This is a genomic window from Paraburkholderia sp. RAU2J, from assembly GCF_003634845.1.
Lineage (GTDB): Bacteria > Pseudomonadota > Gammaproteobacteria > Burkholderiales > Burkholderiaceae > Paraburkholderia > Paraburkholderia fynbosensis.
Genome location: NZ_RBXG01000002.1, coordinates 1600456 through 1622788, shown reverse-complemented (window position 1 = coordinate 1622788; position 22333 = coordinate 1600456). Strand labels below are relative to the sequence as shown.

The 22333-nt window shown below is 63.4% G+C and carries 14 protein-coding genes, 1 pseudogene and 1 riboswitch; of the genes and pseudogenes, 9 read left to right on the top strand and 6 right to left on the bottom strand.

What is annotated here, in order from left to right; translation table 11 throughout:
• Nucleotides 1-8: 8 nt before the first annotated feature.
• The 4 genes from B0G69_RS24770 to B0G69_RS24750 are packed head-to-tail and all read left to right on the top strand — an operon-like array spanning nucleotide 9 to nucleotide 6859.
• Nucleotides 9-1727, top strand: a complete 1719-nt coding sequence (locus tag B0G69_RS24770; RefSeq protein ID WP_121321914.1) for a type I secretion system permease/ATPase — start codon at nucleotides 9-11, stop codon at nucleotides 1725-1727.
• On the top strand, nucleotides 1652-3109 hold the full coding sequence (locus B0G69_RS24765; protein ID WP_241991454.1) for an HlyD family type I secretion periplasmic adaptor subunit: 1458 nt from the start codon (nucleotides 1652-1654) through the stop codon (nucleotides 3107-3109). The genes B0G69_RS24770 and B0G69_RS24765 overlap by 76 nt, the downstream gene beginning before the upstream one ends.
• A 13-nt stretch (nucleotides 3110-3122) precedes the next feature.
• Nucleotides 3123-3923: a hypothetical protein gene (locus B0G69_RS24760; RefSeq protein WP_121321911.1), complete on the top strand. Its 801-nt coding sequence runs from the start codon at nucleotides 3123-3125 to the stop codon at nucleotides 3921-3923.
• A 29-nt stretch (nucleotides 3924-3952) separates the two neighbouring features.
• A complete protein-coding gene (locus B0G69_RS24750) occupies nucleotides 3953-6859 on the top strand; it encodes a hypothetical protein (protein ID WP_147440765.1) in 2907 nt (968 codons plus the stop codon).
• A 139-nt stretch (nucleotides 6860-6998) separates the two neighbouring features.
• Here B0G69_RS24750 and B0G69_RS24745 read toward each other — a convergent pair.
• A pseudogene (locus B0G69_RS24745) lies at nucleotides 6999-7452 on the bottom strand (hypothetical protein).
• Between the two features lie 165 nt (nucleotides 7453-7617).
• Nucleotides 7618-7863: riboswitch (cobalamin riboswitch) on the top strand.
• A gap of 243 nt (nucleotides 7864-8106) precedes the next feature.
• Here B0G69_RS24745 and cobA point away from each other — a divergent pair.
• Genes cobA through bluB form a run of 5 tightly spaced genes read left to right on the top strand, consistent with a single transcriptional unit; the run spans nucleotide 8107 to nucleotide 12194 of the window.
• Nucleotides 8107-8949 carry a uroporphyrinogen-III C-methyltransferase gene (cobA, locus tag B0G69_RS24740; RefSeq protein ID WP_241991549.1) on the top strand — a complete coding sequence of 281 codons (843 nt, stop codon included), beginning with the start codon at nucleotides 8107-8109 and terminating at the stop codon, nucleotides 8947-8949.
• Nucleotides 8946-9506: a cobalamin biosynthesis protein gene (locus tag B0G69_RS24735; RefSeq protein ID WP_121321905.1), complete on the top strand. Its 561-nt coding sequence runs from the start codon at nucleotides 8946-8948 to the stop codon at nucleotides 9504-9506. The genes cobA and B0G69_RS24735 overlap by 4 nt, the downstream gene beginning before the upstream one ends.
• Complete coding sequence (gene cobO / locus B0G69_RS24730; protein ID WP_121321903.1) at nucleotides 9503-10105, top strand: cob(I)yrinic acid a,c-diamide adenosyltransferase; 603 nt, start codon at nucleotides 9503-9505, stop codon at nucleotides 10103-10105. The genes B0G69_RS24735 and cobO overlap by 4 nt, the downstream gene beginning before the upstream one ends.
• A gap of 3 nt (nucleotides 10106-10108) precedes the next feature.
• A complete protein-coding gene (locus B0G69_RS24725; protein WP_121321901.1) occupies nucleotides 10109-11551 on the top strand; it encodes a cobyrinate a,c-diamide synthase in 1443 nt (480 codons plus the stop codon).
• Nucleotides 11535-12194: a 5,6-dimethylbenzimidazole synthase gene (gene bluB, locus B0G69_RS24720; protein WP_121321899.1), complete on the top strand. Its 660-nt coding sequence runs from the start codon at nucleotides 11535-11537 to the stop codon at nucleotides 12192-12194. The genes B0G69_RS24725 and bluB overlap by 17 nt, the downstream gene beginning before the upstream one ends.
• 8 nt (nucleotides 12195-12202) lie before the next feature.
• Here bluB and B0G69_RS24715 read toward each other — a convergent pair whose 3' ends face one another.
• The 5 genes from B0G69_RS24715 to B0G69_RS24695 all read right to left on the bottom strand — a co-directional run bounded on the left by B0G69_RS24715 (nucleotide 12203) and on the right by B0G69_RS24695 (nucleotide 21905).
• Nucleotides 12203-12796 (bottom strand): DUF4136 domain-containing protein, encoded by a 594-nt coding sequence (locus B0G69_RS24715; protein WP_121321897.1) that lies wholly within the window; start codon nucleotides 12794-12796, stop codon nucleotides 12203-12205.
• Nucleotides 12797-12827: 31 nt separating this feature from the next.
• Entirely contained in the window at nucleotides 12828-15326 is a 2499-nt protein-coding gene (locus B0G69_RS24710) for a CHASE2 domain-containing protein (protein ID WP_121321895.1), read from the bottom strand.
• A gap of 65 nt (nucleotides 15327-15391) precedes the next feature.
• Nucleotides 15392-16753, bottom strand: a complete 1362-nt coding sequence (locus tag B0G69_RS24705) for a FecR domain-containing protein (protein ID WP_241991548.1) — start codon at nucleotides 16751-16753, stop codon at nucleotides 15392-15394.
• Nucleotides 16754-16842: 89 nt separating this feature from the next.
• Nucleotides 16843-17580 carry a response regulator transcription factor gene (locus B0G69_RS24700; RefSeq protein WP_121321893.1) on the bottom strand — a complete coding sequence of 246 codons (738 nt, stop codon included), beginning with the start codon at nucleotides 17578-17580 and terminating at the stop codon, nucleotides 16843-16845.
• Nucleotides 17581-18410: 830 nt separating this feature from the next.
• Entirely contained in the window at nucleotides 18411-21905 is a 3495-nt protein-coding gene (locus B0G69_RS24695) for a DEAD/DEAH box helicase (protein ID WP_121321891.1), read from the bottom strand.
• Nucleotides 21906-22333 lie beyond the last annotated feature (428 nt).

Below are 22333 nucleotides of genomic sequence, written 5' to 3'. Positions count from 1 at the left end.
AGACCTTCATGTTTCATGCAATCAAGCGACACGCGTGGTTTGCCGCGCTGTTTGGTGTTGCCAGCAATCTGCTGGTTCTCGCCCCCACGTTGTACCTCTTGCAGGTCTATGACCGCGTGTTGCCAAACCGAAGTCTGGAAACACTCGCCATGCTGATGGCTTTCATGGTCATCGCATTGCTGATGATGCTGGCCGTCGATGTGGTGCGCAGTCGCCTGTTGAGCGACCTCGGCCGGCAGCTTGCTGACCGCCTTGACCGGCTCTCACTGGCCGCGCGAATCGAAGCGCATGCGCGGCGCGTTCAATCGCCCGACATTGCAACGGCGCAGGACGTCGCTGCATTGCGGGCCTTCCTCTCCGGATCAGGGATCACCGCGTTTCTGGATATGCCGTGGCTTGTCGTTTATCTCGTTCTCATGTTCCTGTTTCACTGGTCGCTTGGCCTGATTGCGATTGCGAGCGCGGTGCTGCTTGTGAGCGTGGCGCTACTCAATGACCGGCTGACGAAAAACAGCGTGCGCGCCTACACCGCACATCAGCGCGAGACAGACCAGCTATACACACAGATCAACCGTAACGCGGAAATCGTGACGGCGCTCGGCATGAATACGGCCGTGCTCGATGCGTGGTCGTCGCGTCGGCGCATCGATCTCGACGCGCAGGCGCAAGCGGCCGACACTTCAGCCCTTAGCCGGAACATCAGCAAGACGCTACGTCAGGCGATTCAGGTCGTGATGATGGCGGCCGGTGCATGGCTCGTCATTAACCAGATTGCGACGGGCGGCGTCATGCTCGCCACCACCATCCTGTTAGGCAAGGCGCTCGCGCCAGTCGAGCAGATGCTTGGGAGCTGGAAGCAGTTTATTGAGGTGCGTCAGAGCTGGAAGCGGCTCGACGCGCTCTATCGTCGCCCACCCGTAACGCGACCAGTTGAATTGCCGCGACCTCAGGGACGGCTCACGGTCGAGTCGCTAACGTTCAATAGTCGCGGCGTGGGTGATCCGCGTGGGCGCATGTTACTCAGGGGTATTCATTTCGCGCTGACTCCGGGGCAACTTCTGGTGATCGTCGGTTCAAGCGCGTCTGGAAAGTCAACGCTATTGCGGTTGCTTGCCGGGTTGTGGGCACCACAGTCGGGCACGGTTCGACTTGACGGCGCAGATATCGCGCAGTGGCCGCGTGAATCACTCAGTCGCTTTCTCGGTTACGTGCCTCAGGACGTGGAACTGTTCTCCGGAACGGTTGCAGGCAACATCGCCCGCGACCCCGATCCGGCGAAAGCGGACGCGGGCGCTATCGTTCGTGCGGCGCAGCGGGCGCGCGTTCACGAGTTGATCCTCACCTTGCCAAACGGCTATGAAACGCAGATTGGCGAGGCGGGAGAGACCTTGTCAGGCGGCCAGCGCCAGGCCGTTGCACTCGCCCGCGCGCTCTATGGCGAGCCCCGGCTTGTGCTCCTTGACGAGCCGAATGCCAATCTCGATACGGACGGCGAACGGCTATTGAACAATGCCGTACTGCAACTGAAGCGGGACGGCGTGACGGTCGTCGTGGTGAGTCACCGGCAGACCGTCCTGTCGATTGCCGACCGCGTACTGGTGATACGCGGCGGCCAGATGGAGTGTTTCGGAACGCGCGAGCAGGTTGAAGCGTGGATGCGATCACGAACAAATCCGGTTGGACCACCTGCCGACAAGCCGCAACGCCAGGAGGCTCCGACGTCATGAAACTGGGACCAGCTATCCAGTCCGTTCGCGCCAGACTGACGCACCCTTTTACCAATGTGTGCGACCTTCATCCGTTCGACGATGGCCCGCGCTTGCCGCGCAGGACGATTACGGCTGGTTGCATTGTGCTGGTCGTGGGAGTGGGCGCACTCAGTCTGTGGGCCACGCTCGCGCCGCTATCCGGTGCGGTCGTCGCCGAAGGCGTTGTGCGGGACGATGGTGAACGCAAGACCGTCCTGCATCAGGAAGGCGGCATTATCAAGGCGATCCATGTGAAAGACGGTGATCGCGTCAAGGCTGGCGACCTGCTGATAACGCTGGACAACGTGCGGCCCGGGGCGGAAGTCGCCGCATTGCAGTCGCAACTCGATGAAGATGACGCGAAAGCGGCACGGCTCAACGCAGAACGCGGCCTGAAAAACGCCATCACGTTTCCGGCCCGCTTTACGGAAGACTCATCGAAGCCGGGTATTGCAGAGTTGATGCAGCGAGAAAAGACGCTATTCGACTCCGAGCGCAAGGCGCTGGCAGACCAGCTCGCGCTACTTCAGGAACAGGCGGCACAGACGCGTCAGGAGATTGCCGCCGTCACTGCACTCGTGAACACCAGCGAACAAAGCCTGGGCATTTCAAGGCAGGAATTGCAGGTCAACGAACAGCTACGCAGCGAGGGTTACGTCACCGAGACAAAGATGATGGAATTGCGTCGCGCTGCGGCTGACTATCAGTCGCGTCAACAGTCGGATGCGGCGGAACTGATTCGCGCACGGCAGAAGCAGACCGACCTCGATCTGAAGATTGCCACGTTGCGCAACGACTATGTGAAATCAGCCGATGGACAGTTGAAGGACACCACTGCGAAGATTTTGCAGATTACGGAGCAATTGCGCCCCGCACAGGACACCGATGCACGTACACGCATCACGGCACCGGTAGCCGGCGAGGTCGTGGGGCTTCGGCTGCATACGCTTGGCGCGGCTATCGGTCCACGCGAGCCGATCCTCGATCTGGTGCCAACAGACGCGCCGCTGATTATCGAAGCGAAGATCAAGCCCGACAACGTGCGTGAGATCACCCCGAACAGTCATGCCGATGTGAGGCTGACTGCGTATAACCCGCGTACCTCGCCAGTGCTGGAAGGCACCGTCGCCTATCTTTCCGCCGATTCTCTGAACGACAAAGAAACGCGGCAGCCGTTCTATCTGGCGCACATTGAAATTTCGCCCGATGCGGTGGCCCGTGCAAACCGGATCGCGAAAGAACCGATAGTGCTTGGGCCGGGATTGCATGCGCAGGTGTTTATCAAAACGCGGTCGCGTAGCGCGTTCGATTACCTGTTTGAGCCGGTATGGGATGGTATTCAGAAATCAATGCGGGACTGAAAAATAGAAATATATGAAATACAAAAAAACTGCTTTTTCAATTGTACTTGCCAGCTTACTGGTCGTTGCCTGCATGCACGTGTCGGGCACAAACAGAAAGATTGACCCCAATTCGCCGACATTCGGCAATCTGAATGGTGTGCCGATGGCTGTTCCGGCGAAATACCAGTTCTTCCCCATTGAGTACGAGGGTGATGATATCTGGAATGCCGAATGGCTGAAAAAGAATCGCAATCGCGTCCCGACACCGGACATGAAGATTCGTACTTTTTCATTACTGCTGCATCTCCCGGACTATGCGCCGTTCAATTCCGAAAATGGAGCTAGCTGGCGTCATCAGAAAAACCGTTACGGATTCAATCAGGACTGGATCACGGTTGGCATTACGTGGAATAACAACAGGGGGAAAATACATGAAAAAGGCTGGTTCAAGCATTACATTGACGACATCAGGGAAAGCAATGTCAAATTTTCTTCGGCCACATCTCACTATGAGATTGCACAAAATATTTACGGTCTCCACCATGAAGTGATGGTCGGGGCTTCCTCAAATGATCGCCAATTTTCCTGGCAATCAATGCATAAAGATTTTTACGCTGATATTCAGGGCCAGTCGGCCAAAATTGAATGCGAACAAATGGTCGTTCCGCCCTATGTGCCGACAACCTGCGAACAAACATTCATCATTCCGGAATTGGATTCCTTTGTCGATATAAAGTATAACCCACAGCACCTAAAAGATTGGAGGCAAATGCAAAAACAGGTAACTTCGATTGTAAAAACATTTGAAATCATTAAAAGCAAAACCGAATAAACAAATTAATCACATTTCAAGGAAAGCAGATGCCAAACAGCCTCAGCAAAGACCAGATCGGGTCACTCATCCAAATGGCCAACAATGGAAACCTTGTAGGCGTCTATCAGTACCTTCAGCAGAATGGGTATCAATATGCGGGACTTGCGCTTGGCGTCGTCACGGGGAGCACGGTAAGCGGCGCGGCAGCGCTGGGTTTTCTCAATACATCTGCCCAGATCAATGGTGTTAATCTGACAAGCACCCAACTTACGCAGATCAAAACCGAACTGACCAAGGATTACCTTAATCTTCTGCTTAACCAGGCCGTCAATAACGGCGGGACTACGAATACGGACATTACCTGGCAAGATGCTTGGGCCATCCACAACCAGACTTTCTACAATAATGGGCTCCCGAATGACGTCTGGACCCTGAATACACCATTCAGCGTACTTGACCCCGCTACCAGCCAGCAACTCTGGAATGATCTACTGAAAGATCAGAACGGTAGTTTCATTTCCACGACCGGTTCAATTCTCGAACTTGGGAAGGATATGGAAACCGCCTATTTCAACGCAACCAATCCGTCGGTAAAGGCCCAGATCGGCAACTGGTTTTCGAAGATCACGACCGACAACGTGATCGAAGGGGAAGCCGGGATGTTCTTCAACTCCGTGAAGGGCTTCCTGCTGAACAGTACGGATGGCGTGCAGAACTACACGAACCAAGACGCGCAAAGCATCGCGCAGCAGGCGTATCCGACACTCCAACTGGCGGGCGACGATCCGGATGCTACGGCCGAGGCATTGGCGCAGGCTCAGAAGCAGCAAAACCTGCGATATGAAATCACCAAATACTTCGGCGCAATGCCTGGCCCGCTGCAAATCCTGGACAACGGGACGACGCTGACGATTGCAAACAGCAACATGCAGGTGTCAATTACCGGGGGCCAGACCGTCGTCAGTGTCAAGGACGCATCCGGCAATATTAACGCCGCGGAATACAACCAGAGCGGCGTGCTGGTTGACTCAATGCACATCGGCTCAAACGGGGCTCCGACCGATAATACTGTCTATGACGCATCCGGCCGCGAAACGGAGTACGCGACGTTCGGCACCAATGGCCTGAAGACGCAGGACATCTTTTACGACCCGACCACAGGCCACGCGACAGAGCGGGATGACTACAACGCGGATGGTAGCGCCGTGGCGAACCTGTTCCATGCCGATGGCTCGCAGGACCAGATTTACTACAACGCTGCGGGTCACCAGACGGAACAGGCGAGTTTCGGCACCAACGGCAAGATCACGCAGGACATTCTCTATGACGCCACGACCGGGCACGAGACACAGGAAAGGGACTGGAGCGCGGACGGCAGTTCAGTTGCGCACCTGTACAACAGCAACGGCACGCAGAACGCAATCGCGTACGATGCATCCGGTCGCGAAACGGAATATGCGACGTTCGGCACCAACGGCAAGATCACGCAGGATACCTTCTATGACATCGCGACTGGCCGAGCGACAGAGCGGGATGACTACAACGCGGATGGCAGCGCCGTGGCGAACCTGTTCCATGCCGATGGCTCGCAGGACCAGATTTACTACAACGCTGCGGGTCACCAGACGGAACAGGCGAGTTTCGGCACCAACGGCAAGATCACCCGGGATATCGTCTATGACGCCGCGACTGGCCATGAGACACAGGAAAGCGACTGGAACGCGGACGGTAGCTGGACCACTCACCTGTTAAACGCCAATGGCTCGGAGAACGCAATCGCGTACGATGCCTACGGCCGCGAAACCGAGTACGCAACGTTCGGCACCAACGGCAAGATCACCCAGGATACCTTCTATGACGTCGCGACTGGCCGCGCGACAGAGCGGGATGACTACAACGCGGATGGTAGCGCCGTGGCGAACCTGTTCCATGCCGATGGCTCGCAGGACCAGATTTACTACAACGCCGCGGGTCACCAGACGGAACAGGCGAGTTTCGGCACCAACGGCAAGATCACCCAGGATATTCTCTATGACGCCACGACCGGCCGCGAGACGCAGGAAAGGGACTGGAGCGCGGACGGCAGTTCAGTTGCGCACCTGTACAACAGCAACGGCACGCAGAACGCAATCGCGTACGATGCAGCCGGCCGCGAAACCGAGTACGCAACGTTCGGCACCAACGGCAAGATCACGCAGGATACCTTCTATGACGCTACGACCGGCCGCGCGACAGAGCGGGACGACTACAACGCGGACGGTAGCGGGATCGCGCATATCTTCAACGCGGACGGCACGCAGAATTCCGCCATATTTGATCCGTCTGGACATGTCTCCGAATACGCGACGTTTGCAGCGAACGGCGCGCTGACTTCGGATGCCTTTTTCGACAAGAACGGCCGGGAGACCGAACTAATCGAGTTTTCAGGCAATCAGCAGATTGTCCACCTGTTAAATGCCGACAATTCGCAGACGGCAATTGTCTACAACGGCAATGGTCAGGAAGTCGAATACGCGAGTTTCAATACGAGTGGCCAGAAGACCGATGACTGGTTCTGGGACGGGCCATCGGGCCGGCTGATCGAATACGATCAGTACGGCAGCAACGGCAGCATGACCGCGCATCAGTTCAACGCCAATGGTACGCAGGACGCCATCATCTTCAATGGCAACGGTCAGGAAATGGAGTACGACTCTTACGACACCAACGGCAACCTGACGGGATTCACGCAGTTCACCTATGGCGTGGGCGGCGGTTATAACGCGGTCGCATATGGTCCGACCGGATATGAGACAGGATGGGCCGACTACGGCAGCAATAACATGCTTGTCTCGTCGGGTGGCAATCAGTACAACTTCACCCTGGACGACAGTTACGACAGCGGAAGTGACGACTACGACTTCGGATGGTTTGACGACACGTCTTACTCTAACGAATACGGATTTTACATTTAACCATGATTCTTAGTAATCCGTTGTAAGTAAATTCCTACGTTCGGCCTATTCTGTAGTACGAAGTTCATTGAGAGGGAAAGAAAACAAGGCGCGCTGAAAATCGCGCCTTCTTCAGCGGTGCGACCGGTGTTGCCTGTGGTCAGCGCGGCGCGGTGGCGGATTTTGAACCTGCTTTCGTTCGGGCCGGTCGGCGCGGCACGACGCCGACAGGGCTATCCGCCGCATCGCTATCTGAAGCGCTTCGTACAGCATCGGACAGCAGGTTAGCCGCATCACGGGCCGTGATGCGGCTGTGCGCGACGCCCTTGGCGTCTAGCGCGATGAGTCTGGAACAGTTCACTATCGCACTCGTTGCTCCGCTGATACGCCTCGCCCGGATCAACCAGCAGTTGTAGCAACGTCCGCTGCTGCGCCCTTTCTTCGTTCGTTACCGCGGGGCTCCGGCATACGGACGCCGCAAGCGTAACCAGCTTGTAGAGTTTTTCTCTCTGCTGGTCGCACAGACGGAAAGCCGCGAGCGCGAGCTTTTCGTATTGAAGGGCATCAACGGGCGGGCGCGAGGTGGATTGCGAAGGCTTGCTGGAATCGGTCATGTGCGATTACCTTACTGTCAGCGTTTTCTGGATCGCCCGACACTCGCCTGGTAGGCGGATCGAGTCAAGCAGTTCTCGTGTGATGACGATGCGTTGCATAATGCTGTTCCTTCTGGTCGCTTTCCGGGAGCCCCATGGGGAAACCGTGCGGAAGTCGCGGGGCGTTGCCATACGTTGCATTGCGGTGCTATACGCCGATAACCCTTTGATTTAAAAGGATATACGTTGTTATATGTCACCCATGCGCAGTATGCAAATTACCCCGCAACGGTAAGCGACCTGCGGCGCGCTGTTCGATCAGCCCTGCCGCGCATGCGTTTTTTCGATGCCACTGTCCGGCGAATCCGGCACGGGAAGGCAAAGCGCATGAGGCCGTCAGCCCGGATACCGGCCAGACGCGGAGGCGGCGCACGTCACGCCGCCAGCCGCCGGAATCCGCGAGGGACGGATGTGAAGGCGCTGAAACACGACGTGACGCGTCCGTTCGCGTATTCCGCATGAGCCGTACTCTCGCGGGATTCGCCAAGAACCGGCCGCGTTTTCGCCGAGCCCGAATCTGTCGCACCGCATGATTTCAATCTCCGCCATGGGACGCCGCTGCCGGCTCCCCCCCTTCCCGCCGGTTACGACATGGCGCGCGCCATGCCCGCCGCGATGAGCCGCGCGTGGCTGATCGGCGCGGGCCCCGGCGACGTCGAACTGATGACGCTGAAGGCCACCCGCGCGCTGGCGCAAGCCGACGTGGTGCTGGTCGACGACCTGGTCAATCCCGACGTGCTGCAATTCGCACGCCATGACGCGCTGGTCGTGTACGTGGGCAAACGCGGCGGGCATCCGTCCACGCCGCAAGCCGGCATCGTCGCGCAGATGCTCGGGCACGCGCGGGCCGGACGCAGCGTGGCGCGGCTCAAAGGCGGCGATCCGTTCGTGTTCGGCCGCGGCGGCGAGGAACAGCAGGCGCTGCATGAGGCGGGCATTGAGGTCGAAGTGATCAACGGCATCACGGCGGGGATTGCCGCGCCCGCGGCAATCGGCATCCCGGTCACACATCGCGATTACGCACAGGGCGTCGCGTTCGTCACGGGACACGGCGCGGGCAGCGGCGAGCCGGATTGGGCCGCCCTCGTCGCTACACGGATGACGCTGGTGATTTATATGGGCATGCGGCGCCTGAACGAGATCGCCGCCGCGCTGCTCGCGGCCGGCATGCGCGCCGACACGCCGTGCGCGGCGATCGAGTCGGCTACGCGTCTCGAACAGCGTCACGTGCTGGCGCGGCTCGGCGAATTCGTCGATGCTGTCGCGCATGCGGGGCTTGGCTCGCCAGCAATCGTGGTGATTGGCGGGGTGGCGTCGCTGGCGCTGGCTCGTATGGCGGAGACGGACATGGCTCATGCGGCGGCGGCTGCTCGCAGGGGCGGCTGCGACGCTCAGGGCGATTCTGTTGCTGGCGCCGCTACCGCCGCGGCCTCGACTCCCGGAACGGACCCCCAATGAAAACGCTGAGCGTCGGCATTGGTTGCCGTCTGAACACCTCGCCCGCGCAGATCGAAGCGGCCGTGCGCGCCGCGCTCGGCCCACATGCAATCGATCGGATTCGTGCGATCGCTTCAGTCGACACCAAAGCTGACGAGCCGGGTCTGCTCGAATTCTGTGCGCGTCACGCGCTGCCGTTGCTACTCTTCAGCCGTGAGCAGATCGCGGCAATCACAGTTGCGACACCGTCGGACGCCGTGCGCGAGCATCTCGGCGTGGACGGCGTCTGCGAACCGTGCGCGCTGCTAGCGGCGTCGTGTGAGCCTGCCGCGCTTGTAGCGGCGACTGTGCGTGGCGCACGCGTGGCGCACACCGCATCCGACGTGGGCGCAATACCGCCTGCCGCTCTTGCTACGTCCGCCGCACGTGCCGTCCCAATTGCACCGACTGCTCCCACCGCCCGCCTCCTCGTCTCCAAAACGCACCACGCTGACGTCACAGTGGCAATCGCCACGGCCGCGACCGACGCCAGCGTCGAACCACCCGACCACGCCCCACACCGACAGGACCTTCGATGAAGACCGACCCCGAATCGCATCAACGCATGACCGAGCGCCGACGCGAAGGCCACGAGAAGAAGCAGGCCAATGCGACCGTCGAAAAAGGCCTGTTGATCGTCAACACCGGCACCGGCAAAGGCAAGACGACCGCCGCGTTCGGCATGGCCGTGCGGGTGCTCGGACACGGTATGCGCCTCGGCGTCGTACAGTTCATCAAAGGTGCGCTACATACGTCGGAGCGCGACTTCCTCGGCGCGATCGCGAACTGCGATTTCGTCACGATGGGCGACGGCTACACCTGGAACACGCAGAACCGCGACGCCGACATTGCCACCGCCCGCAAGGGCTGGGACGAAGCGCGCCGGATGATCGAAAGCGGCGACTACCAGATGGTGATCCTCGACGAGCTGAACACTGTGCTGAAGTACGAGTACCTGCCGCTCGACGAAGTACTGTCGGTGCTGAATGCGCGCCCCGCGATGCTGCACGTGGTGGTCACCGGCCGCCACGCACCGGACGCGCTGATCGAGGCCGCCGACCTCGTCACCGAAATGCGCGTCGTCAAGCATCCGTATCGCGAGCAAGGCGTGAAAGCGCAGCGCGGCGTGGAGTTCTGAGCGATGTCCGAGCGGCCCGACGGCACGTCATCAGGAGCGGCCCAACAGGGCGATGCCTGCGCTTCGCGCGGGGCGCCCTCCCAAGGAACGTCTACCGGGGCCTCCGCTCAGGAGACTTACTCCGGAGCGCGCCCGAAGGAGAGTTCGTCGCGCGCCTGCCCCGCACTCTTCATCAGCGCCCCCGCTTCGGGCCAGGGCAAAACCACGATCACTGCCGGTCTCGCGCGCTACCACCAACGCTTGGGACGGCGCGTACGCGTCTTCAAAACCGGCCCGGACTTTCTCGATCCGATGATCCTCGCGCGCGCGAGCGGCGCACCGGTTCTGTCGCTCGATCTGTGGATGGTTGGCGAAGCCGCGTGCCGCAATCTGCTCGCGCAGGCGGCGGCCGAAGCCGATCTGATCCTGATCGAGGGCGTGATGGGTCTGTTCGACGGCACGCCGAGCAGCGCCGATCTCGCAACGGTCTTCGGCGTGCCGGTGCTCGCGGTGATTTCCGCGAAGGCGATGGCGCAGACCTTCGGCGCGGTCGCCTTCGGCCTCGCGCACTTTCGCCCGCAGGTGCCGTTTCATGGCGTGCTCGCGAATCGCGTCGGTTCGGCGCGGCACGCGCAGATGCTCGAAGAGGCATTGCCCGCCGGGCTGCGCTGGTGCGGACATATCGCAGCCAGCGATGAAATCGCATTACCCGACCGCCACCTCGGCCTGCACCAGGCCGCCGAGATCGACGATCTGGACGCGCGTCTGAACTACGCCGCCGACACGCTCGCCCAGACCGCGCTCACCGCCTTGCCGCCGCCGGTCGAGTTCGGCGCGCCGGTGCCGCAAGCGTTGCCGCGTCTGCTCGACGGCAAGCGCATCGCGATTGCCCGCGACGCCGCGTTCTCGTTCATCTATCCGGCCAACGTCGCGCTGCTGGAAGCGCTCGGCGCGCGGCTCGACTACTTCTCGCCGCTCGCCGACGAGGTCTTGCCCGACAACGCCCACGCGCTCTATCTGCCCGGCGGTTACCCGGAACTGCACGCCGCGACGCTCGCCGCCAGCACACGCAGCGCCGCGTCGATCCGCGCGCACGCGGCGGCGGGCAAACCGCTGGTGGCCGAATGCGGCGGCATGCTCTACCTGCTCGAGCGGCTGACCGACACGCACGGCGTCACCACGCCGATGCTCGGCCTGCTGCCCGGCCATGCGACGATGCAAACCCGCTTCACCGCGCTCGGCATGCAGCAGATCGACGGCCTGCATGGGCCGCTGACCGGCCACACGTTTCATTACTCGAAGCTGAGCAGCCCGCTCACGCCACTGCGCTCGGCCACCCCGCCGAACGGCGACGGCTCCGGCGAGGCTATCTATCGCGCGGGCTCGATCGTGGCGACCTACATGCACGCTTACTGGCCCTCCAACCCGGCCTTCACGGCCGCCCTGTTCCATGGCGAAGCCTTTTAGCGACTCCGAGCGCGAAGCCGTCTATCGCGCGATTTACGAACGCCGCGACATGCGCCACTTCGTGCGCGATCCGGTCGATCCCGCCGTGCTCGCGCGTCTGCTCGACGCGGCGCATCACGCGCCGAGCGTCGGCTTCATGCAGCCGTGGCGAATCATGCGGATCACCGATTCCGCGCTGCGCACCGCCTTGCACGCGACGGTCGAAAGCGAACGGCTCGCCACCGCCGACGCGCTCGGCAAGCGCCGCGAAGAGTTCATGAAGCTGAAAGTGGAAGGCATGCTGGAGTGCGGCGAACTGCTGGTGGTCGCGCTGATGGACGGGCGCGAACGCCATATCTTCGGGCGCCGCACGTTACCGGAGATGGATCTGGCATCGGTGGCGTGCGCGATCCAGAACATGTGGCTCGCCGCGCGCGCCGAAGGGCTCGGCATGGGCTGGGTGTCGCTGTTCGACGTCGACGCGGTTCGCACGCTGCTGCACATGCCCGAGGGCGCGCGGCCGGTTGCGATACTGTGCCTCGGTCATGTCGACCAGTTCTACAGCGAGCCGATGCTGGAAACGGAGCGCTGGGCGAGGCGCCTGCCGCTCGCCGATTGCGTGTTCGACAACCGCTGGCCGGAAGCCGACGCGCCGCCGCAATAACGCGCCCGTTACTGCGCCAGCGGCTTCACCGAAATCACGTCCGGCACGCCGCGCGCCTTGTCCTGCCGCAGCTTGACACGCCAGTCGGACGCATCGAACGGAAACTTCGCCAGCGCGCTTTTCACGAGCACCGGCATGGCGTGCAGCGGGTCCGCATCGCGATCGGCGATCACCGCGCGAACCTTGTAGCGCTCTTCGCCGCTCGTGCGCTCGAAAAAGCGCAGCGTCAGCGAATGCCGGTAAGCGGTGCCGCCGAACAGTGCGAACGGCGCGTCGGCTTTGGCGCAGTCGCTCGGCGCGCAATCCTTGCCGCCGACACCGACCGTGGCCGGCCGCGTGTCGTACGCAATCGACAGCAGATAATGCGCGGCGTTGCCCGTCGCGGTGGCGAAGCCGCGTTTGGCCAGTTCGTCGCGCAGCAGCGCCTCGAATTGCGGATGATCGGCGCTGGCATCCTGCGACGGCATGCGCGTGATCGTATAAGTCGGCTCGCCCGGCAGCCACGCCGCCGGATTCGCGCTGTGCACGTCTGCATTCAGCCCCGCGCAACCGCAGAGGCTCGCCGCGGCCAGCGCGGCACACATCAGAGTGGTTGTGTCCATCTTCTCTTTCCGAACGTTGCGTGTTGGTCCGTCATGAACGTGACGTGACGGGTGCGTCGAGCTGCGCGTCGTCGAGCGCCGGCAGCCAGATCGTAAAAGCCGTACCTTCGCCCGGCGCGCTGATCACGTCGACGTCGCCGCCATGGCGCGTCACGACGGTCTTCACGAAGGCCATGCCGAGCCCCGCGCCGCCCACCTCGGGCCGCTCGCTCGCGTGAAAGCGGCGAAAGCGCTCGAACAGCCCCGCCTGCTGCTCCTTCGGAATGCCGTAGCCCTGATCGCGGATCGTGCACGACACGCGCCGCGCCGCGCCCGGCACGATCGCCGGCGTTTCGCTCCCGACGCTGCACACGATGCGCGTATCCGGCGGACTGTACTTGACCGCGTTGTTCAGGATGTTGACGAGCGCGCGCGTCATCAGCGACCGGTCGACGCAGATCCAGTGGCCGTCGTCCTCGTGGCCGCAGCCGGTGTCCGTCTGCAGCGTGATGCGCTTCGCGTGCGCCTGCGGCCAGACTTCGTCGCTCGCGTCGATGATCAGCTCGGTCAGGCTCACCGGTTCGAGCACATAGGCTTGCGATTCGGCGCGCGCCAGTTGCACGAAGTCGTCGGCGAGCGTGAGCGCGCGTTGCGCATAGCGCTCGATGCGCCCCAACAATTCGCGCGCAAGCGTGGGCTCCGTACGGGCGCGCTCGATCTCGACCAGCGCCAGAATCGACGCCTGCGGCGAGCGCATGTCGTGCGACAGCAGCCGCAACGCGTCTTCGCGCTGACGCTCGGCAGCATGCAGCGCCGACACGTCGACGAGACCCGCGATCCAGCCGGTCGGCTCGCCTTGCGCGTTGGTGCAGGTCGCGTAGCGTAGCAGATGGTCGCGCCCGTTGGCGTCGCGCACCTCGACGCCGTGCTCCATCAGCGCGGCGAATTCGCCGCGCGCGGGATCGAGCAGCGCCGGCCAGTGCGCATGCGCGTACTGATTGTGCTCGGCGTCCGAGCTTGCGTCGCCGTCGATCGTCTTGACGAGCGTCAGGCCGTCCAGCACCGCCTGCATGTGCCGACCTTCGGGCAGCGGCGCGCCGAGCCGCGCGAAATGCGCCTTGGCCGCATGGTTCGCGATCAGCACGACGCCGTGCACGTCGCTGACCAGGATCGGCTCGGGCATGCTGTTGAGGCTGTCCCAGACGAAGCGCTTCATGTCCTGCACCCGCTGCGCGGCCTGCGCCATCAGCGCCATGTGCTGCTCCAGCACGTCGCCGCTGAACTCGCGGCCGCGTTGCGGCGTTTGCGGCAAGAGATGAGGCTCGTCGGCGAGGCGCTGCAGTTCTTCGCGCAGATAGGCCATCGTCATTTCAAGTCGCCGCCAGTTCCAGATCGGATACACGACCACCAGGCCGATCATGGCCGGCGCCGGCGACATCCAGAACCGCGCGCCGTACAGCCACCCGGCGCTGGCGGCCGCCGAGAGCAGCACGAGGCCGACCGTCAATAGCAATGAACGACGCGGCGACAGCACCAGAAAGCCGGCCAGCAGCACCGCGAGCGGCAGCAGCGACACCGCGAACACGATCCAGCGCCCGGCCGGCTGGATCTCGCGGCCGGTGAGCAATGTGTCGAGCACGTTCGCGTGGATGTACACACCGGGCAACGGTCCCAGCTCACCGGACACCGGCGTAGCAAAACGGTCGTACAGACCGGACGCGGTCACGCCGATCACCACGATGCGTCCGCGCAACTGGTCGGCCGGTACCTTGCCGGCGAGCACACTCGCGAAGCTCAGCCTCGTGTAGCTCTGCGCGTTCGGGCCGAACGGGATCAGGAAGCGGTCTTCGCCGCCGTCATCGCGGGCAGCCAGGTTCGCGGCCGCACTGACCGGCGCTTGCCGTGGCGACCGCCCACTCAGGTGCACGGTGTCTCGCCCGACCGCATCGGCGAGCGCGACCATCAGTTGCGGCCAGCGCGAGCCGGCGTCCCCCTCGAACTGCGCGACGCTGCGCACGATGCCGTCGCGGTCCACTTCGAAATTGATGTGGCCAAGGCCGGCCGCCGCCTGCGCGAGCGGCGCGACGGGCTCGACCGCCATGCGGCGCCCCGAGGCGTCGGGCGCGGTGAGCAGCACCGGCAGGTAGGTCGGACTCAGCGCGACCGCGTGGGCCAACTGGGCGTCTTCAGGATTGGCCTCGGTGAACAGCACGTCGTAGACCACGGCGGCGGGTTTCGCCCTGGCGATCTGTTCGAGCAGCGCCGCATGGACGCTGCGCGGCCACGGCCAGCGGCCGAGTTGCGCGATGCTCGCGTTGTCGATTTCGACCACGACGATGTCGGCCAGCGAAGGCTGCGCGCGCGCACTGAGAAAGTAGTCGTAGACCAGCAGATCGACGCTCGCGCTCAGCCGGCCGAGCGAAGCAAGCAGAATCACCAGAATGCCGAGGCAACCGACGCTCACCCATTCGATCAGGAAGCGCAGGCCGGCGCGCCTGCCGAGACGGGCACGCGGGTCGACGAGGCTCAGGCGCGTAGGAGTGGTCGGCAAATGAGTGCGGGTGAGGAGCCAGGGACTGGGCCGGCTCGCGGGCCGGCCTCGCCAATCTATCAGCGTCAGCGCGCGATCGTAAACGAGCGCACCGCGCTGCCCGTTTCGTAAAGGCGGCCGTTCTGGAACTGCTCGGCGATGATCGTCCAGTAATAGACGCCGGCCGGCAGATCGCTGACGACGAATTGGCCGCCCGACAGATCGGTACGGTCGACCACCGGCTGACGCAGATCGGGCGTCTTGCCTAGCACGAAGCGAAAACGCGTGTCGACGCGCGCCCGGCTGACGAACCAGCGGAACTCGTAGTCGTGACTGTTGGCACGCGGCCCGGCCGACGCCTCGAGCCCCACCTGACGCCGCTCGAACGCGTACACCTGCGGCAGACCGTCGAGCCCGTTGGCGGCGGTCGCGGCGATCCGCACGAAGTACGTGCCGTCCGGCAGATCGCCGAAGTCCGCATGCGGCGCGCTCACGCGCAGATCGCGGATCAGGTCGAGCTGATCGGCGTCGCGCGCGATCTGCACGCGGTAGCCGACGGCGTGGTCGGCCGGAACGAGATCGAACGCGACCGTCTGGCCGTCCTGCACCCTGGCCGGCTGGACTAGCGCCGGCGCCGGCAGCAGTTCGACCGGACCACCGACCGCGCTGCCCGAACGCGTGACGTTACCGAAGTGCGCCTTCACGAGCTGCTCGGACGCCTGCAGTGCCGCGCCGGGCGGCGGTGCGGCGTCCCGGCCGTTCTGCGCGGCCAGATCGACGCCGACTGCGCCGTCGAACACCGTCACCATGGTGGTCTGCGCGTCGCCGCTGTAGGTCACCTTGAAACGTGTCCCGCGCACGCCCGCCACCACCGACGGCGAACGGATCTGGAAGCGGTCGTCCGGCTTCGTCGCATGCGTGACCTGGCTCTCGACCTCGCCGTGATGCAGATCGAAGACGCGGTCGCCCGCGCCGGTGAGCGTGGTGCGCCGCAGCTTGCCGATGTCGAGTTCGCCATCCTGTGCGACCGTGACGAACGACCCGTCCGGCAACTCCAGCGTGACGAAGCCGTTCGGCCCGGTACGGATGCGGTCGCCTTCGACCAGCGTCGCGTCCGGTCTGAGCGGCGCATAGGGATTCTTGCCGAAGGCGCGCTCGGCCGGACCGCTGGTCGCCACCACGTGAGCCGTCTCCCAATCCTGCTTCAGGCGGTCGGCGGGCAGGCGCAATACGATGCCGGCCGGCATGCGGCGTGGCGCGGGCACGTGATTCAGACGGCTCAGGGTCGCCCAGTCGGCGGTGCGGTCCAGATAACGGTTGGCGATGTCGTACAGCGAGTCGCCTTCGCGCGTCGTGTACCGGACATAAGCCGGCGCCGTGGCCTTGGCGCGCGGATTGAGCGCGCGGGGTCCCGCCGGCCCGGCCGATGCAGACCCGCACCAGCTCATTGCAATCAGGCCGGCCATCAACAGCCAGCCGGCGGCACGACGGCCCGGCACGGGTACGCTGCAGCGTACCGTCGTAGTCAGGGAAAACGTCACGCCTGCCCCGCTTCCGGCGTTTCGTCCGCGGCGGCCGGCGGCTCGTTGGTCTCGATCCGTTCGAGCCGGTAGCCATAACCGTAGATCGGCGTGAGACGATAGCCGCTCTCCGGCCGCAACCCGAGCTTGCTGCGCAGCATCGACACGTGGGTGTCCATCGTGCGCGAAGGGATGTCGGTGGCCTGCTTCCAGATCACGTCGAGGATGTGAGCGCGCGACAGCGGCCGGCTCAGATGCTGGAACAGCAGCAGCGCCAGTTCAAATTCCTTCTGCGTGACGGCGACCGGCGTGCCCCGCACCGTCACGTGCTTGGCAGCCAGATCGAATTCGAATTCGCCGAATACTTCTTTCGTCGCCGCCGGCTTCAGGTAGTAGACACGCCGCAGCAGCGAGCCGACCCGCGCCAGCAATACGGCGGCCGATACCGGCTTGACGAGATAGTCGTCGGCGCCCGTGTTGAGGATCGACGTGATATCGGTTTCGCGGCCACGGCTGGTCATGAACAAAATCGGCAAGCGCTCGGAGAGGCTTTCGCGCACCCAGTGCAGCACCTCTTCTCCCGACATGTCAGGGACGTTCCAGTCGAGCACGAGCAGATCGAAAGTCTGGCGCCGCAACTGCCGCACCAGTTCCCGCCCCGCGCTGTATGCGTGACAGATATGGCCCGCCGCCGACAGCGTTTGGCAAACCAGATCGGCCTGAGCCGAATCGTCATCCAGAACTGCAATTCTCATAAAACCCCGCAACGCGAAATCGTTCTTCGTAACCGGTGGCCAGCTAGCCAGCAGACGACCGGGATGGCGGTGCTCGCACCGGCGATCCGGCTTCCCATTCAATCTCTGGCTCCAGCTTTTCGACTGGCGGTTCTTCCTCGCGCCCGTTTTCAGCATTGCCTCGGCCGGTTCCGACACAACGCTTATAGCGACCGACTTTATCCCACAGATTATTCAGAGCAGATCATCATAATCGAAAACCGCCATGCTTTTTTCGGACGCAGCTCAGCCGCTATCCGTCGCGGTTTCCGATTGAGTGCCGCTTTTACAGGTTTTCTTGAAGTCTCTGCGGCCCCGCCGACTGTGGATCTCGTCCGGGGCCAATCGGCGCTCACATCGGCTGGTCTCGCTCGCGCGCCGATTGGAGCGGTCTGCCTCATTTCAGATTGCTCCGTACTCGCCGCTCACCGATTTAACAATTTTCGAGTGAGTATAAGAATGATCTCAAAATAAATCGTTTAAACATTGTCAACTTGCGACAAAAGGCAAGCGGGAACGGATTGATTGCGGGTATCCGGCCATGGTTGTCAGCTAGGGAGTTTTATCTCAAAAAAGATCGCATTTGGCGACTATGGCGACTACGCCCAGTTTTATTGAGATAGCAGTGCGGCCCAATAAAACCCGGCGTTGAGGTTGAAGTGGCCTGGGTGCGCAAAAAAAGCGGCGTCACCTGACAGAGGCCGACGCCACTCAAAACAGACTACGCCCGCCGAACTACAGCCCTCACTTGCCGGCTTTGAGATGTATCCCGCGACAGTGCGGCCACAGCGCACCCACACGCCCAACGAGGGTCACCTCCCGCCTTCAATCTCCGGCATCGGCGCGAACAGCGCGTCGAGATCGTCATCCGAAAACTTGGCGGCACCCGCCGCGTCTTCAGAGAGGATGCTGTCGGCAAGTCCCGCCTTCTGCTCCTGCAACTCGACGATCTTTTCCTCAATGCTGCCCGCGGCAATCAGCTTGTAGACGAACACCGGCTTGTCCTGCCCCAACCGGTGCGCGCGGTCGGTCGCCTGGTTTTCGGCGGCCGGATTCCACCACGGGTCGTAGTGGATCACCGTGTCGGCGGCAGTGAGGTTCAGGCCGACGCCGCCCGCCTTGAGGCTGATCAGGAACAGCGGCACCTCACCCTGCTGGAACCGTTCGACGGGTGTGATGCGATCGGCCGTGTCGCCGGTCAGGATCACATAGGGAATCGCGGCTTCGTCGAGCGCTTCGGCGATCAGCGACAACATGCCGGTGAACTGCGAAAACAGCAGCACGCGACGGCCTTCCTCGATCAACTCGGGCAGCATCGACAGCAGCAGATCGAGCTTGGCCGAACGCATCGCGCGTGCGCCCTTTTCAACTTTCTCGATTTTTTCCCTGCCCGGCCTGGCGGAATTTCCAGCCGCCTCATCGTCCGCCTGCGCCGCCGCGCCGTTTGCCTTCAACATCCTGACAAGCCGCGGATCGCAACAGACCTGGCGCAGCTTCAGCAACGCATCCAGCACGATGATGTGACTGCGCGCGAGCCCCTGAGCGCTGACCGCGGCGCGCACCTTCTCCTGCATCGCCGTGCGCACCGTTTCATAGAGATCGCGCTGCGCGCCCTCCAGATCGACCGAACACACGATGGTGGTCTTCGCCGGCAACTCCTTCGCGACCTCGTCCTTGCGACGGCGCAGCATGAACGGCCGGATGCGGCGCGCCAGCAGCGCGCGGCGCACATTGTCGCCGTTCTTCTCGATCGGATTGCGCCAGCGCCGCGTGAAGTCTTTTTGAGTGCCGAGGAAACCCGGCAGCAAAAAATCGAACTGCGACCACAACTCGCCGAGATGATTCTCCAGCGGCGTGCCCGTCAGGCACAGCCGATGTCGTGCGCGCAAACCACGGATCGCCTGCGCGGCCTTGGTGGTCGCGTTCTTCACGTATTGCGCCTCGTCGAGAATCAGCTGGTGATACTCATGCTCGGCGAGCACCTTCTGATCGCGCCATAGCAGCGCGTAGGTGGTCAGGATCAATTCGTGTTCGCCGATCTGCTCGAAGCGCTCCTTGCGCTGCGGGCCATTGAGCACCAGCACCTTCAACTCCGGAGCGAAGCGCCGCGCCTCCTCGCGCCAGTTGTGCACGAGCGTGGTCGGCACGACGATCAGCGCGGGGCGGCTCAGACGTCCCGCTTCCTTCTCGGCGAGGATGTGCGCGAGCGTCTGCACAGTCTTGCCGAGCCCCATGTCGTCGGCGAGCACGCCGGCGAGATCCTGTTCGCGCAGAAACTGCATCCAGTTGAGGCCTTGCTGCTGATAAGCGCGCAGCTCCGCCTTCAGACCGCGCGGCACCGGCACTTCGCGCAGGCCCGGGCCCGCTTGCAGACGCCGCGCGAGCTGACGGATCGAAACGTCGCCGCGGAATTGCCAGCGGCCGGTGTCGTTCAACGCCTCCAGCCGGCCGGCGTCGACCGACGGCACGCGCAGCGGCGCGCCTTCGGCGAGCGTGCCGCCGAGCGAGTCGAACAGATCGACGAGCACCCGCACCACCGGCTTCAGACGATCGGCACGCAGGCGCAGCCGCTTGTTTTCCTCCGTCTTCAGTTCGATCGGCTCATGGTCGGCGATGCTGTCGAGCCCACCGTTCAACCAGCGCCGGTCGCGCCGGAACAGATCGGCGAGCAGCGGTTCGAGCCGCACGTTGCGCTCGCCGATGCGGATGCCCATCTCCAGATCGAACCAGCCGTCGCCGGCCTGATGTGCGGTGCCGTCGATCGCATCGATCTCGATCACGTTGTAGCGGAACGCCGGCGCCATCGTCACGCGCCAGCCTTGCCGCACGAGTTCCGGCACGGCATCGTTGACGAACGCGGACCACGCGTCGGCGTCGGGCAGGCCGAGCATCGTGTCGGGCAACAGCCGCGACGTGTAGACCCGGCTGGTCGGGACTTTCTGCAGGCCGGTCTTGCGCAGTTCGAGCAGACGCTTCTTCTCGGCCTCGTAGCGCCGGCGGATATGGATCACGTCGCCGCCCGGCATCGGCACCAGCGTGACGCTGCTGTCGACGTTGATGCTCACGCCGTCGTAGTCGAAGCTCACGCCGGCCAGTTCGACCGCCTGCGGGTTGCGCTGCTCGGCCTTTCTCGCGGACGGCAGCGCGTGGCTGTTGAGCGTGAGCACCGGCACCGGCTCGACGTCGATCACGCGGATCGCGGACGCGTCATGGGTGGGCGGCAGCGGCAAGCCGGGCGCGATCTCGCGCAGCACCGATGCGACGAGCGGCGCTTCGGCCAGCGAGATCGGCGGCATCGCGAGGTAATCGGGCAACTGTTGGAACGGCAGCGACGACTGCACGATGCCCGCTTCGTTCGCGACGCCGTCCACGTACCAGACCGGCTCGGTCGGCAGGACCATCGACGCGCGCGGTTCGGTGCACAGCACGGGCCGCAGCCGCTGGTCGGCGAGCGGCTCCCATTCGATCCGGCCAGGGCGGTCGGCGGCGCGCGACAGCGGCACCGGTCCGGCGCCGCCCGGCGCGGCTTTGAAGTCGAAGAACAGGCGTCCCGTCGCGATCAGCTTCTGCAGCATCTCCGCGCCGTTGGTGCCGCGCAGGATGAATTGGCCGAAGTCCTCGCGCGAGCGGCCGAGCCAGAGACCGCGCAGGATCGACAGGTCTTCGTCGGAGACGAATTTCGGTTGTTTGAGGAGCGCGGCTTCCACGTTGTCCCAGGGTTCGTCGACTTCGACGACCATGCCGTCCGGATTGCAGCGCGCGCGGTACAGCACGACCTCGTGGCGCATATGAAAGTTCGACCAGTTCAGCCGGTACGCAAGCGTCTGGGTGCGCTCGGCGCCGGTTTTTTGCGTGATCGCGTCGGCGGCCTCGGCGCGGGCGCGAAAACGCTCCAGCCAGCTCACCAGTTCGGGGCGCACGCCGGCCGGCCGGGCGAGGTTCCCGAGGGGTTCCGGCGGCTGGCTGCGTGGCGGCTCGCTGTCGTCCGCCCCTTCGTTCGGCTCGATGTCGATGATGTGGTCCATCTCGTCGTGATACTCGAGTTCGGCGAGCAGCAGCGCGGCGACGTGCTTGCAGTCGCGGCCGACCGGGCAGGTGCAGTCGCTTTGCGCCCACGGCGAACCGCCGTCGGTGCGGAATCGCACTCGCGTTCTGTACGGCCGCGGCTGCGTGCCCTGGACGTCGCCGCTGAGCGTGGCGCCCTGCCACTGCACATGGGTGACCGCGCCCACCGAGCGCGCTTTGGCCACGGTCCGATCACCGAGCCATTCCGCAATCCGTTCCCGATCAAAGAAAACTGACGACATCAGCGTCCATTCCTATTCAAGCCGGCCGAGGCAATCGCGCGTGGATCGTGAGGCTCGCCGGAGCGTGCGTCGATGCGGGTGTCGGCGATGTTCCGCGCGGCTGCGATTGCCTGTGATAGCCGGCCATTTTACGCGTTGGAGGGGATTGGCTGTGGGGGGCGGAGTTGGGGCTTGGGGCTTGGGGCTTGGGGCTTGGGGCTTGGGGCTTGGGGCTTGGGGCTTGGGGCTTGGGGCTTGGGGCTTGGGGCTTGGGGCCTCGGGCCTCGGGCTTCGGGCTTCGGGCTTCGGGCTTCGGGCTTCGGGCTTCGGGCTTCGGGCTTCGGGCTTCGGGCTTCGGGCTTCGGGCTTCGGGCTCGCGGCCCACAGCTCACGGCTTCGGACCAGTGGGCGTTCAGACTCCGGCTTCCGGCTCGGAACCGCCGAGGTTC